The 13,661-nt window shown below is 34.5% G+C and carries 16 protein-coding genes; 4 read left to right on the forward strand and 12 right to left on the reverse strand.

Features of this window, described 5'->3' with window-relative positions; genetic code table 11:
* Window positions 1–10 precede the first annotated feature (10 nt).
* The 12 genes from OZP07_RS21425 to hemA form a co-directional block, all read right to left on the reverse strand.
* Window positions 11–1,381, reverse strand: coding sequence for an anti-phage dCTP deaminase (locus tag OZP07_RS21425; RefSeq protein ID WP_349293673.1), 1,371 nt, complete (start codon window positions 1,379–1,381; stop codon window positions 11–13).
* Between the two features lie 12 nt (window positions 1,382–1,393).
* Window positions 1,394–1,552 carry a hypothetical protein gene (locus OZP07_RS21430; RefSeq protein WP_281636710.1) on the reverse strand — a complete coding sequence of 53 codons (159 nt, stop codon included), beginning with the start codon at window positions 1,550–1,552 and terminating at the stop codon, window positions 1,394–1,396.
* A 292-nt stretch (window positions 1,553–1,844) separates the two neighbouring features.
* Complete coding sequence (locus OZP07_RS21435; protein WP_281636711.1) at window positions 1,845–2,228, reverse strand: c-type cytochrome; 384 nt, start codon at window positions 2,226–2,228, stop codon at window positions 1,845–1,847.
* A 5-nt stretch (window positions 2,229–2,233) separates the two neighbouring features.
* The gene (gene hemB / locus OZP07_RS21440) at window positions 2,234–3,229 is read right to left on the reverse strand and encodes a porphobilinogen synthase (protein WP_281636712.1); all 996 of its coding nucleotides are present in this window, start codon (window positions 3,227–3,229) and stop codon (window positions 2,234–2,236) included.
* Between the two features lie 171 nt (window positions 3,230–3,400).
* Window positions 3,401–3,862 carry an IS200/IS605 family transposase gene (gene tnpA / locus OZP07_RS21445; RefSeq protein ID WP_281636713.1) on the reverse strand — a complete coding sequence of 154 codons (462 nt, stop codon included), beginning with the start codon at window positions 3,860–3,862 and terminating at the stop codon, window positions 3,401–3,403.
* Between the two features lie 80 nt (window positions 3,863–3,942).
* Complete coding sequence (hemF, locus tag OZP07_RS21450) at window positions 3,943–4,851, reverse strand: oxygen-dependent coproporphyrinogen oxidase (RefSeq protein WP_281636714.1); 909 nt, start codon at window positions 4,849–4,851, stop codon at window positions 3,943–3,945.
* Complete coding sequence (locus tag OZP07_RS21455) at window positions 4,852–5,157, reverse strand: hypothetical protein (RefSeq protein ID WP_194642855.1); 306 nt, start codon at window positions 5,155–5,157, stop codon at window positions 4,852–4,854. It lies immediately after the preceding gene.
* 44 nt (window positions 5,158–5,201) lie between these two features.
* A complete protein-coding gene (locus tag OZP07_RS21460) occupies window positions 5,202–5,579 on the reverse strand; it encodes a hypothetical protein (RefSeq protein WP_281636715.1) in 378 nt (125 codons plus the stop codon).
* Window positions 5,580–5,659: 80 nt separating this feature from the next.
* Complete coding sequence (hemE, locus tag OZP07_RS21465; RefSeq protein ID WP_281636716.1) at window positions 5,660–6,685, reverse strand: uroporphyrinogen decarboxylase; 1,026 nt, start codon at window positions 6,683–6,685, stop codon at window positions 5,660–5,662.
* A gap of 91 nt (window positions 6,686–6,776) precedes the next feature.
* Complete coding sequence (locus tag OZP07_RS21470; RefSeq protein WP_281636717.1) at window positions 6,777–7,430, reverse strand: uroporphyrinogen-III synthase; 654 nt, start codon at window positions 7,428–7,430, stop codon at window positions 6,777–6,779.
* Between the two features lie 16 nt (window positions 7,431–7,446).
* Window positions 7,447–8,373 carry a hydroxymethylbilane synthase gene (hemC, locus tag OZP07_RS21475; protein WP_281636718.1) on the reverse strand — a complete coding sequence of 309 codons (927 nt, stop codon included), beginning with the start codon at window positions 8,371–8,373 and terminating at the stop codon, window positions 7,447–7,449.
* A gap of 158 nt (window positions 8,374–8,531) precedes the next feature.
* A complete protein-coding gene (hemA, locus tag OZP07_RS21480) occupies window positions 8,532–9,788 on the reverse strand; it encodes a glutamyl-tRNA reductase (protein ID WP_194642865.1) in 1,257 nt (418 codons plus the stop codon).
* Window positions 9,789–10,016: 228 nt separating this feature from the next.
* On the opposite strand from hemA, the gene OZP07_RS21485 reads away from it, so the two are divergent.
* From OZP07_RS21485 to OZP07_RS21500, 4 genes are all read left to right on the forward strand, one after another.
* A complete protein-coding gene (locus tag OZP07_RS21485) occupies window positions 10,017–10,889 on the forward strand; it encodes an AraC family transcriptional regulator (protein WP_194642867.1) in 873 nt (290 codons plus the stop codon).
* Window positions 10,890–10,990: 101 nt separating this feature from the next.
* Window positions 10,991–12,004 (forward strand): ferrochelatase, encoded by a 1,014-nt coding sequence (hemH, locus tag OZP07_RS21490; RefSeq protein ID WP_281636719.1) that lies wholly within the window; start codon window positions 10,991–10,993, stop codon window positions 12,002–12,004.
* Between the two features lie 63 nt (window positions 12,005–12,067).
* Window positions 12,068–13,075, forward strand: coding sequence for a PDDEXK nuclease domain-containing protein (locus OZP07_RS21495; RefSeq protein ID WP_281636720.1), 1,008 nt, complete (start codon window positions 12,068–12,070; stop codon window positions 13,073–13,075).
* A 6-nt stretch (window positions 13,076–13,081) separates the two neighbouring features.
* Window positions 13,082–13,636, forward strand: coding sequence for a CopD family protein (locus OZP07_RS21500; RefSeq protein ID WP_281636721.1), 555 nt, complete (start codon window positions 13,082–13,084; stop codon window positions 13,634–13,636).
* Window positions 13,637–13,661 lie beyond the last annotated feature (25 nt).

A 13,661-nucleotide genomic window follows, 5' to 3' on the forward strand; every position in this document is an offset into this window, starting at 1 on the left:
TCAAGTTAAATTAAATTAAGTCCTCAAATGTACTTATATTTTTTAATTCTTTTGTCGCTTTTTTTTCTAAATAAGGAATTGCATCTAAAGAAATACTTTTTCTTGGGGAGGCATTTTTTTTCTTAATTAGAATTTTATTGTTGTCCTTTTTCCTTACATCACCATCAAACATTTTAAATAAATCAATATATCTTGTAGGTGAAACACCATCATACATTAAAATTTTAACTCGATCTTTCTCGTTTTCATTTTCAGTAATTGAGTCATCATGTAATTTTAAGGCTAAACTTTTTTTATAAGGCTCTATATAATATATTTCGGTGATTCCTGATGCCACAATATGTCTAGCACAATTGTGACAAGGATATGTAGTACAGAATAACTTTCCTCCAATCATTTCTGACCCTGTTTTTTGAGAAGCATTTATGATTGCGTGCATTTCCGCATGAACAGCTCTTGAAAACTCAATAAGATCTTTAATCCTTGAATCTCTCAATTGCTTAAACAAATCTGCTTTTTTTTCATTAGAAATTAATTTACTTTCTATTAGTTCTTCAACAATTACTTCAGTTAGAAAATCTTTTTCCTCATCATTAAAACATTTTCCTCCTTTTTTATTTACACATCGATGATCATTAGAAAAATCATCTGACGAATTATAAAGGTTTCCTCCAAATTTTGGAACATCATTCCAACCCACGGATATTACATCTCCTTTTTTATTAGTAATTGATGCTCCTACTTGTCTCGAAAGACAAGCTGAATTAGCAGAGGAAGAAGAAGCCAAATACATTGCCGTTTCATAATAATTAGGAGTAATAATATTAGTTCCAAAAATTAAATCTAAAAATCTTTCTATTTTTGATTTAATTAATTGTTCATGGCTGTCTTCTATTCTTAAAAAGTAACCTGCAGTTGTAAAGGTTTTAGTTACTTTTTGGCCATGAGGAAAATTTTGTTCAGAATCTATCTCTACTAATTTTTCAATATCCGGGTTTTTGATTCCTTTATCTTTCAAATTTTTACGTCTGATATCCAGAGGGGAAAAAACACCTATAAAATAAAAAATATTCTGATAAACCATTTTAAGTAGTTTATATTCATCATGATTTTTTATTGAATTTACAATATAACACACTCTTTTAGATTTAACTAAATCCTCAGGACTTTTGGATTTATGTTGTCTGTTTTTTGTAATTTGATGAATCGTAAGTTTAGCCAAAATATCATTTCCATGTATTTCTCTTAATTCATTTCCTTTATTTATTAATGAATTATAATAATTAAATGATTTTGCAGATCCATTTATATTAAACTTCTTTTTAATAAATTCACTTAATTTTATATCAATACATACATAATCAAATGAATCTTCTAAAATATCTCTTAAACATTATGAGACATAATTAATATCTGTTCCTATTGGACCACAAAGACCAATTATTAACTCATCAGTAATCGTGTCTTTCAAATGTTCCTTTAAAGTTGATGAATCATTATTTTCTATTTCATCATGACTAGTTTCAATTCTTAATTGTGTTGCTTCTGACATAGTTCTATTTTTTATAAAAATATCAAATAATAGTTACATCTGATATTTTTAAAGTAAAATATGTCAAATAACTTTATTTTAGTTAGAAAATAGAGTTTATATAATTATTGCAATGAATTATAAATTTCTTTAGCTATAAACAAATATTGTTATCCCTAAAAAAATTAAAAAAGACAAACTATTGTTCATACAAATAGTTTGTCTTTTCTAGCCCAGATGGAAACGGCATCCTCTTGTAGCAGGGTTCGCCACAAGAGATATAGTGGACAGCTGGATTAGCTCCAGAAAATTATTATTTTAGATTCGAATTGATATAAGCTTCAACCGCTTTTAATTCTTCATCAGTAAAAGTTTTGGTAATTGCCAAATTAGCCTGCATTACAGGAAATTGAGCAGGGTCAACGATAGCTTCACTTTCACCTTTAAGGAAATTGACAAGATTGCCGTTTTTGTCTTTGTAGATTTTGGCAATGTCCTGAATACTTGGTCCAATCACTTTTTGATCCACTTGATGGCAAGAGATACAATTTCCTTTCCCTTCGAAAATTTCTTTTCCTAATGCTTCGGGAGATTTAACTTCTGTTGTTGTTTCAGTGGATTTTCCAAAGGGTTCCTCACTTTCTTTTTTACAAGAAAGAAAAGTCAAAACGGATAATAAGAATACTAATTTCTTCATTTTTTTTATTTGTTTAAAAGAATGGCAGCTTCTTTGGCAAAATAAGTCGAAATCAAACTGGCTCCGGCTCTTTTGATACACATTAACTGCTCCATCATGATTTTGTCATTATCCAGCCATCCTCTTTCGGAGGCGGCTTTGATCATTGCATATTCGCCCGATACGTGAAAAACAGTTACCGGAACATTCACGGCGTTTTTAACTTCACGGACGATGTCCAAATATGCGATTCCAGGTTTCACCATTACCATATCGGCACCTTCTTCAACATCCCAAAGCGCTTCTTTGACAGCTTCGATTCGATTCGCATAGTCCATTTGGTATGTTTTTTTGTCTTTTGGAACCACAACATCAGCTTCCCTAGGCGCACTGTCCAGAGCATCACGAAAAGGACCGTAAAACGCAGATGCATACTTAGCCGAGTAACTCATAATTCCAACATTGTGGAAACCTGCCTTATCTAATCCTTCGCGCAAGCGTAATACACGTCCGTCCATCATATCCGATGGAGCTACAAAATCGGCACCTGCTTGGGCGTGCGAAACGGCCATTTTTACCAGAGCATCGTTCGTAGCATCATTTTCGACATCGCCATTGGTAATGATTCCGTCGTGACCGTAAATGGAATACGGATCCAAAGCCACATCTGGCATAACAATCATCTCAGGACATGCTGTTTTAATCGCACGAATGGCCTGTTGCATTAATCCGTCCTTGTTCCAAGCTTCCTTTCCTGTATTGTCTTTTAAATCTTCGCTTACTTTTACGTAAATATTGACTGCACGAATACCCAAAGCAAATAATTCTTTGACTTCTTCCACCGTCAAATCTATCGAACGACGGAAGATTCCAGGCATTGATGGAATCGCAACGTTTACGTTTTCGCCTTCGGCAATAAACATCGGGAACATGAAATCGGAAGGACTTAATGTGGTTTCACGAACTAATGAACGAATGGATTCGTTTACTCGGAGTCTTCTGCCTCTGTGTAATGGGAACATAATTATTTATAATTTTAGATTAACGATTGCTGATTTGTGATTTAAATATATTGAAGATTTCAGGAAATCTGAAATCAAAATCGACAATCTTTTATTTTTTTAGCTCCGTAGGAGCGTAATATTTATAGCTTAATTTAGTATGTGTATTTTAGCCCTGTAGGGGCGTCATATTTATTTTAATTCTTCAAAAACATATTCGTCTTTGTAATCAATTTCAAATGCTTTTAAAAATGCGATATATTCTTCTTTAAATGTTTTTGTTTTATGATGTTTTTCCTGATTTTGGATATAATTAATTACGTTGGTCAAATGTGAATGACTATAGGTGAATGCTCCAAATCCAGTTTGCCATTCAAATTTACCATTTATCCATCTTTTTTCATTAATGAAGCGGGAAGAATTGGCTTTTATGTCTCTTACTAAATCCGACAATGCTTTATTTGGTTTTAAACCAATTAAAATATGAATATGGTCAGGCATACCGTTGATGGCAATCAATTTTTGATTTTCGTTTGTAACAATTCCCGTTATATATTTATACAATTCGTCTTTCCATTTGCTCGAAATCAAGTTTTGTCTTCCTTTGACAGCAAATACAATTTGAACATACAATTGAGAATAGGTGTTTGCCATAATTGATATGTTTATAAATATTACGCTCCGATGGAGCTCAAATGAATACAACTACATTATTTGCTATAAATATAACGCTCTTACAGAGCTAACCACTCAATAGGAGATTCAAGAACTTTCAATAACTTTTCTTCTTCACTTCCCGCTTCAGGATGATGATCGTAAACCCATTGCACATGAGGGGGTAAACTCATCAAAATACTTTCTATTCGACCATTGGTTTTTAAGCCGAATAATGTGCCTTTGTCGTGCACCAAATTGAACTCTACATATCGGCCTCTTCGGATTTCCTGCCAGCTTTTTTGTTCTGGTGAATATGGTAAATTTTTTCTTCTTTCTACTATCGGAACGTAAGCTTCTAAGAAACTATTCCCAACTTCAGTAACAAAGTTAAACCAATTTTCCATTGACATTTGCTCACTTGCTTTGCAATAATCGAAGAACAAACCGCCAATTCCGCGGGCTTCGTTGCGATGTGCGTTCCAAAAATAGGCATCACATTGCTTTTTGTATTTTGGATAAAACTCCGGATTGTGTTTGTCGCAAGCAGTTTTACACGTTTGATGAAAGTGTTTTGCATCTTCTTCAAACAGATAATAGGGCGTTAAATCCTGTCCGCCGCCAAACCATTGCTGAATCACGTTTCCGTTATCATCGTACATTTCGAAATAACGCCAATTAGCATGAACGGTTGGTACCATTGGGCTTTTTGGATGTAAAACCAAACTCAGTCCGCAGGCAAAAAAATCAGCTTCGCCTACATTGAATAATTTTTGCATACTGTCTGGTAATTTACCATGAACAGCTGAGATATTTACACCGCCTTTTTCGAAAACGGCTCCGTTTTCAATCACGCGGGTTCTTCCTCCTCCGCCTTCCGGGCGTTCCCAAAGGTCTTCTTTGAATTTAGCCTGACCATCAACAGCTTCTAATCCGGCTACGATTTGGTCTTGAAGGTTTTGTATGTATTGATAAAATTTGTTTTTCATTTATTCTTGCTCTAAATAAATATCCCCATCAGGATTTATGAGTTTAATAGTTTTATATCCTTTCTTAGAAAATTCTGCCTCAAAATCCAAACAATCTCGCATACATCCACCAAAAGGTCCTTCTACATAATACTTTCCTGTTGAATCGGTATATAAAATGTATGGATCTCTTTCAATATGAAAATATTTTACACTATCAACAGGTTTATTCGTTGTTTTATCTATAATAATTCCCGTGCCTACTCTATTTCCTTCACAAGCTATCAACAAAGGAAGAATAACGAAAAAAACAACAAATTTTCTCATAAAGGTTCCCTTATTTAGTTTATAATTATAAATCTAGTTAATTTTTAATTTAATTTTGAAGCAATAATTTTATTTGAAATCCCAAACGAAAAGGTCTTGCTTTCCTGTTGAATATAATTGTAAATGGCAATTGCTTTTTGCGAAAAATCAAATTGATTGTCTTTGGAAAAAGCCACCAAAAAATCAGCAAATAACTCTAACTGATTCCAATCCAAATGGAGACGTTGCATATGAACAATTAATTCTTCTTCGCTGAAATTGTTGAGAATTTCGACATTCATCGCCAAGTCTTTTAATTCATTTTCCAAATTCTGCAGGTCTTCCAAATTCCAAAACTTGGGCACATAGACCAATGACATCAACTTTTTGAGGATGTTGTCAATTCGGATACTTTCTTGATCTCTTAGGCCTTTGTTTAGCATTTTTTATTGGTTGTTGGTTATTAGTTGTTAGTTGATAGTCGTAATGAGATTCCCAACAACTATCAACTAACAACCGTCAACTATTGACCGTATTCCTTCACCGCATCAATAAACGCTTTGGCATGATCTACAGGAATATTTGGTAAAATTCCGTGGCCAAGGTTTACGATGTATTTGTCTTTTCCGAATTCGTCAATCATTTCGTGTACCATTTTCTTGATAGTCGGAATGGGCGAAAGCAATCTTGACGGATCAAAATTTCCTTGTAAAGTAATATTACCACCCGACAAATAACGGGCATTTCTGGCAGAACAAGTCCAATCTACTCCAAGTGCCGAAGCTTTGCTTTTTCCCATATCGTTTAGGGCAAACCAGCATCCTTTTCCGAAAACAATCACAGGAGTGATTTCGGCCAAAGCATCGACAATCTGGTTGATGTATTTCCATGAGAACTCTTGATAATCTGTTGGAGAAAGCATTCCGCCCCAAGAATCAAAAATCTGAACGGCATTTACACCTGCTTTTACTTTTTCTTTTAAATATAAAATAGTGGTATCTGTAATTTTTTGCAATAAAGTATGCGCCGCTACTGGGTTTGAAAAACAGAATCCTTTGGCAGTATCAAAACTTTTTGAACCTTTTCCTTCAACTGCATAACAAAAAATTGTCCAAGGCGAACCTGCGAAACCAATCAAAGGCACCTCATCGTTCAGCATTTCTTTGGTCAATTTAACGGCATCAAAAACATAGCCCAAAGTTTCATTTACATCTGGAACATAAACCTGATTTACCTGCTCCATCGTACGAATTGGATTTGGAATAATTGGCCCCAAATTGTCTTTCAATTCTACGTGAATTCCCATTGCTCTTGGCACAACCAAAATATCCGAAAACAATATTGCAGCATCCGGACCAATTATTCGGATAGGCTGAACGGTGATTTCGGCAGCTAATTCTGGAGTTTCACAACGGGTGAAAAAATCATATTTGTCACGCAAAGCTCTAAACTCTGGCAAATATCTTCCTGCCTGACGCATCATCCAAACCGGCGGGCGTTGTACTGTTTCTCCTTTTAATGCTTTTAAAAATAGGTCGTTCTTAATCATTGTTTTCTTGCGTTAGGCTTTAAGCATTAGGCTTTAAGCATTTTTGTTTGTCTAATTTTCTTGCTTATGGCTTATTACCAAAAGCGTATTGCTATTTATATTCTTCGATCACATCCTCAATCACATTTTCTATAGTTGGCTGGTCTGCGATGATGATATTTTTTGTTTTATTTTCCAATGCTGATGCGGTGGTTTCGCCGATGCAAAAGCACATTTCTTTTTTGATTATATTCTCTTTTAGAAAACTCTCAATCCCTGAAGGACTGAAAAACAAAATAGCATCTACAGAATTTTTTATTTTATGAGGTGTTAAAGTCGTTTCGTAAACGTTGATTTCGTTAAAAATTACTTCAGCTTCTTTCAACGCATTTGGCAATGTGTCTTTTCGAAGGTTTCCGCTAAAAAAAGTAAAAGTTTCTGATTTGTAAATCAAAGTGATGATTTCGGCTAAATCAGAAGCGTAACCCGTATAAGCTACAACTTCAAAACCATTATCAGTCAGTAAATTTTTGGTTTTCAAACCAACACAATACACTTTTTTAGCTTTTAATTTTTCTAAATCAGGATGCTGTAAAATGCTTTCTACTGCATTTTGACTGCTGAAAATCAAACTTTCATTTATGTTTTTTAAATCAAAAGATTTGGTTTTGACAGTAATAAAATCATTTTCAATTAGCTCAAAACCCGCATCAGTTAGAGGCTTCTTTTGATAATCGGCAAGTATTTTGGTTGATAGTATTTTCATAATTTGGGAAACCGAATTATTTTTTCAAAGTTGCTTTTATGGTTTCCATCAATTCGGCTCCGCCATTATCCAAAATCTCTTTGGCACAATTGAAACCTAATTTTTTCCATTCGCTGACATCTACTGTTTTTTCGATTTCCAACTTCTGTTTTCCATCAATAGACAATAAAATTCCTTTAAAAGTAAAAGTATCTTCTAATTCAGAATAAGTTGCCAATGCTCCAATTGGCGCGGTACAGCCACCTTCAAGAATTTTCAGAAATTGTCTTTCAATGTGTGTGCAGACTTCCGTTTCGACATCATTCAGCTGAGAAACCGCATCCAGAACAAATTCATCATTGGCCATAGCCACAACTACCATCGCACCCTGAGCAGGAGCAGGAATCATCCAATCCAAATCTATAAAATCAGTCGGTTTTAAGTTGATTCTTTCCAGACCTGCAGCTGCGAAGACAGCTCCGTTCCAGTCGTTATCTTTTAATTTTTGCATTCTAGTATTTACGTTTCCACGCAAATCAACTACAGTATGATTGGGATATTTATTAAGCCACATTGCCTGACGACGCAGACTTCCTGTGGCAATAGTTCCGCTAGTTTCCAGAAAATCAAGATTCCCTTTATGAACCAAAATATCCAAAGTATTGGCTCTTTGCAAAACTGCCGATTGTACAATTCCGATTGGCAAAGCTGTTGGAACGTCTTTCATCGAATGCACGGCAATATCAACTTGACCGTTAATCATTGCAATATCTAATGTTTTGGTGAAAATTCCTGTGATTCCCAATTCGTACAGCGGTTTGTCAAGAATAATATCACCTTCCGATTTTACGGCAATGATTTCAGTTTTATACCCTAAATCGTTTAGTTTTTTTTCTACTGTGTGAGCTTGCCAAAGCGCTAATTCACTATCGCGTGTTCCAATTCTGATTGTTTTTTCAGCCATTTTTTGTTTTTTTACCATTAAGATATTAAGGTTATTAAGTCTACTTTTATAAATACAAACTTAATTTATCTTAATCCCTTAATGGTTCATTTTTTAGCCATCAAAACTTAATTTTCTTAATATCTTAATGGTTCAATTTTTTAATTAAATTGGTTAAACTATTTAGTAACCGTTTCTATTTGAAAAACTTTTTGAATCCAATCGATGCTCTCATCTACCATAGTATCTTCATTTTTAAGATGGTTGGCAAAATGGGTCGTGATTTTTTGGATGATTCTTGAACTGATGATTTCGGCTTGTTCTTCGTTGAAGTTGGAGATTTTTTTGCTTTGAAAGTCCAATTCTGAATTTTTAATGGTATTCAGCTTCTCTTTCAGGGCGTTAATCGTTGGAGCAAACTTTCTAATCTTTGTCCAGGCGACAAATTCCTCCTTTATTTCTTCAATAATAGCCTCAGCAGCTGGGATATGGGCTTTTCTGTTTTCCAACGTCTCGTCAGTCATCTGCGACAAATGATCCATGTGAATCAAAGTCACGCCTTCAAGATCTTTGACGTTTTCGTTAACGTTTTTTGGAATCGATAAATCCAGAATCAGTAACGGTTTTTTCAAATTTAGAATGGCTTTGTCGATAGTCGGGTTTTGGGCTCCCGTAGCTACCACAACTACATCCGCTTTTTGAAGTTCGATATGCAGTTCGGAATAATCCTTAACAATCAGATTCAGTTTTCCGGCCAATTTCTCGGCTTTGTCTTTGGTTCTGTTGATTAAGGTGATGTGCTCGTTTTTGGTGTGTTTCACTAAATTCTCGCAGGTATTTCTTCCGATTTTACCTGTTCCGAAAAGTAAAATATTTTTGTTTCCAATGTCTGGAACATTTTTGATAATATACTGAACCGATGCAAAAGATACCGAAGTAGCGCCCGAACTGATTTCGGTTTCATTTTTGATTTTTTTGCTAGACTGGATTACCGCATTGACTAATCGTTCCAAAAAAGCATTAGACAAACCCATTGCTCTGGCTTCGGCAAAACCATTTCGGATTTGGCTGATAATTTCAAAATCACCCAGAATCTGACTGTCCAAACCGGTTCCAACCCGGAATAAATGAGAAATCGCTTCTTGGCTTTTGTAAACATACGCCACTTTTTGAAAATCCTCAACGGTTCCGTTGCTGTTCTCGCAAAGTAATTTGATTAATTGATAAGGGTGTTCGGCATGCCCGTAAATTTCGGTTCTGTTGCAGGTAGAAGTCACGAACAAACTCTGGATTCCTTCGTTTTTTGCCTGTTCCAGCAAACGTGTTTTTGCTACAGTATCGAGGCTAAATTTGCCTCTTGTTTCTGCATCGGCTTTTTTGTAGCTCAATCCGATGGAGTAAAAAAACTGATGCTTCGAAACGTTATGATTTTCCATATATTCACTTTCATATAAAGTATTACAAAACTATTACTATCGTTTTTATAAAAATAACGCTAAAAGTTCTTTTTGTGTCGCTGTATGCTTTTTTGAATTTAATTCGTTGTTTTTTAAGAAAAACTGCTATTTTTGCAGTGTTATCAAGGGTTATATTGAATTTTATTTAGAGTCATTCTAAATAAAAGTTTTCGAAAAAAGTCATTTTTTTACATAAAAAATATCGTTATGAGTTCACAAGATATTATAACAATTGAAGAGGATTTTACCCTACTTCGTTTTCAAAATGATTCTGATGTTTCCTTTCATGCACAGCATGAAGTCAGCAGCGGGCTGATTCAATTCCATTTTGGATTAAAGGGCAAAGCCAAATTTAACTTTAATCAAGGGAGTTATGTATTGGATTTGAATGAGGAGAAGTCTTATTTATTTTATAATCCGCAAAAAGAATTACCGCTTAATCTGGAATTAGCACCTAATACTTGGGTAATCTCCATTTTAATTTCGATTCAAAAATTTCACCGCTTATTTTCGAATGATGCTGGGCATATTCCTTTTTTGAGCGAAGAAAACAAAGATAAAAAATATTATAAAGAGGGAGATATCAGTCCGTCGATGGCAATTGTTTTGAGTCAATTGTTTCATTATAATCTTAATCCTTCCATCAAGAATCTATATTACAAAGGCAAAGGTTACGAATTATTGAGCCTGTATTTCAATCGCTCCGAAGATCCCAATGCCGAACAATGTCCGTTTTTGATTGATGAAGAAAACGTTTATAAAATTAAAAAAGCCAAAGAAATCATCATCGCCAATATGGCTGAACCTCCAGGTTTACAAGAATTGGCAGACGAAATTGGCTTAACGTTAAAGAAACTCAAAATGGGTTTCAAGCAAATCTATGGCGACACCGTTTATGGCTATCTTTTTGATTACAAAATGGATTACGCCCGTCAATTGCTGGACAGCGGTTCTTATAATGTTAATGAAGTGGGACTGAAAATTGGTTACAGCACCGGAAGCCATTTTATTGCGGCCTTCAAGAAAAAATTTGGTACTACTCCCAAAAAATACCTGATGTCGATTAATTCGAATGTGTAAAAACAATCGATTTTGAACATCAAATCATAACTAAAAAATAACATTTATCATATCCCCCAAAAGTAGCTTTATATACTTTTGGCAAAAAAATAGACAAAAAAATGAAAGGCGTATTATTAGTAAATTTAGGTTCACCAGAAAGTCCGCAGACAAAAGATGTAAAACCGTATTTAGACGAATTTTTAATGGACAAATACGTTATTGACGTTCCTTATTTATTGCGTGCTTTATTGGTTCGTGGGATTATTTTAAGAAAACGTCCGGAAGAATCGGCTCATGCTTATCAGAAAATCTGGTGGGACGAAGGTTCTCCATTAGTAGTTCTTTCCGAAAGAATGCATAAAAAAGTACAGCCTTTAGTGGATGTTCCTGTAGCATTAGCAATGCGCTACGGCTCGATGAATATTGAAAAAGGACTGCAGGAATTACACGATAAAGGTGTAGATGAGGTTTTGCTTTTTCCTTTATATCCGCAGTATGCTATGGCCTCGACTCTGACTATTTTGGTCAAAGCCGAAGAAATCCGCAAGAAGAAATTTCCAAATATGAAATTCACTGATGTTCCTGCGTTTTACAACAAACCGGATTATATTAAAAACTTAGCCGATTCAATTCGAAAGCATTTATCCGGATTTGAATACGATCATTTATTGTTTTCCTATCATGGAATTCCAGAGCGCCATATCCGCAAAACAGATGTGACCAAATCGCACTGCAAAATTGATGGCTCTTGTTGCAATACGCCATCGCCTGCACATGATTTTTGTTACCGTCATCAATGTTACGAAACCACCAGACAAGTCGTTAAATTACTAAATCTTCCCGAAGATAAATACAGTCTGACTTTTCAGTCAAGATTGGCGGGAGACAAATGGCTAGAGCCTTATACTGATGTCGAAATTGACAAAATGCCCGAAAAAGGAATTAAAAATCTTGCCGTTGTAACTCCGGCATTTGTTTCGGATTGTCTTGAAACCCTTGAAGAAATTGCAATGCGCGCCAAAGAGGATTTTGAAGCCAAAGGCGGTGAAAATTTCTTGGCGATTCCTTGTTTGAATGATGATGACGAATGGTGTGAGACGGTTGGAAATTGGATTAATGAGTGGGCAAAGTAACACTGATGGAATTAGTTCATTATAACTATTACATAATGCATATCATTCTGCTAAATTTTTAATATGGATAAAGAAAATAGTTTACAACGTTTTGATTCTTTATACAATGAACTTTCATTTCTCATTGAACAAAGTCAGTATCAAGTTGTTATTCAAACTAATAGTGTTTTGACTTTGTTATTTTGGCAGATTGGTTTTAAAATCAATAATGAAATCCTTAATAATAACCGAGCTGATTATGGAAAACAGATTGTGCCGACAGTGTCGGCACAATTGGAAAACAAATATGGCAGAAATTTTACTGAAAAAAATGTTCGAAGAATGCTTCGTTTTGCAGAACAATTTCCCGACAAACAAATTGTCGTAACATTCTCACGAAAACTGAATTGGTCTCATTTTATAGAATTATTACCAATCAAAAATCCAGAAGCAAAATTATTTTATGCCGATCAAGTATCTCAGCAATTATTGAGTGTAAGAGATTTGCGAAAACTAATTTCAACTAAAACGTATGAACGCACTACAATAGCGAATATTCAAGCAAGTCCGTCTACAAATCAGCTTCAAAATACATTTAAAGACCCTTATTTATTAGACTTTCTTAATTTAGGAAATGCTTATTTAGAAAAAGATTTAGAACAGGTTATTCTCAATGATTTAGAAAAATTTATTCTTGAATTGGGCAAAGGATTTACTTTTGTTGAAAGGCAAAAGAGGATGATTATTGACGATGAGGATTTCTATTTGGACTTACTTTTCTACCATCGAAAGTTAAGGAGATTGGTTGCCGTTGAATTAAAATTGGGTAAATTTCAAGCCAAGCATAAAGGTCAAATGGAATTATATCTGAAATGGCTAGACAAGCACGAAAAACAAGAAGAAGAGAACCCGCCAATTGGATTAATCCTTTGTGCTGAAAGCAGTAAAGAGCAAGTAGAATTGCTGGAAATGCACAAAGACGGAATAATCGTTGCCGAGTATTGGACTGATTTGCCTCCCAAAAAACAATTTGAAGAAAAAATACACCTATTGTTATTGGAAGCCAAAAAGAGATTAGACATAAAAAACTAAAAATAAATGGAAATCTATAACTACCTAAAATCCCTGCACCTTATCTTTGTAATCACTTGGTTTGCCGGTCTTTTTTATATCGTCCGATTGTTTGTCTACCAAATAGAAGCCAATGATAAACCCTCGCCGGAAAAAGAAATTCTGCAGAAACAGTACAAATTAATGACCTATCGATTGTGGTACATTATTACTTGGCCAAGTGCTGTTTTGGCTAGTATTTTTGCGTTTTGGATGCTGTTTTTTACGCCAATGGGAAATGCCTGGCTCCAAATGCCTTGGATGCATGTGAAACTTGGCTTTGTTTTTGTGCTATATTTATATCATTTAAAATGCCAGCAGATTTTCAGTCAATTACAAAGAAACGAAGTGAAATACACCACCAATTTTATGCGTTTGTGGAATGAAATAGCGACGATTATATTATTTGCAGTAGTATTTTTGGTCATTTTAAAAAATGCAGTAAACTGGATTTACGGTGTAATTGGAATTTTTGTATTCTCGATTACCATTATGTTAGGCTTTAAATTTTATAAAAAAATCAGAGAGAAAAACAATTCATAATCATGTTTAAAGCAAAGATTCCGTT

This window comes from Flavobacterium marginilacus, from assembly GCF_026870155.1.
GTDB classification, from domain to species: Bacteria; Bacteroidota; Bacteroidia; order Flavobacteriales; family Flavobacteriaceae; genus Flavobacterium; species Flavobacterium marginilacus.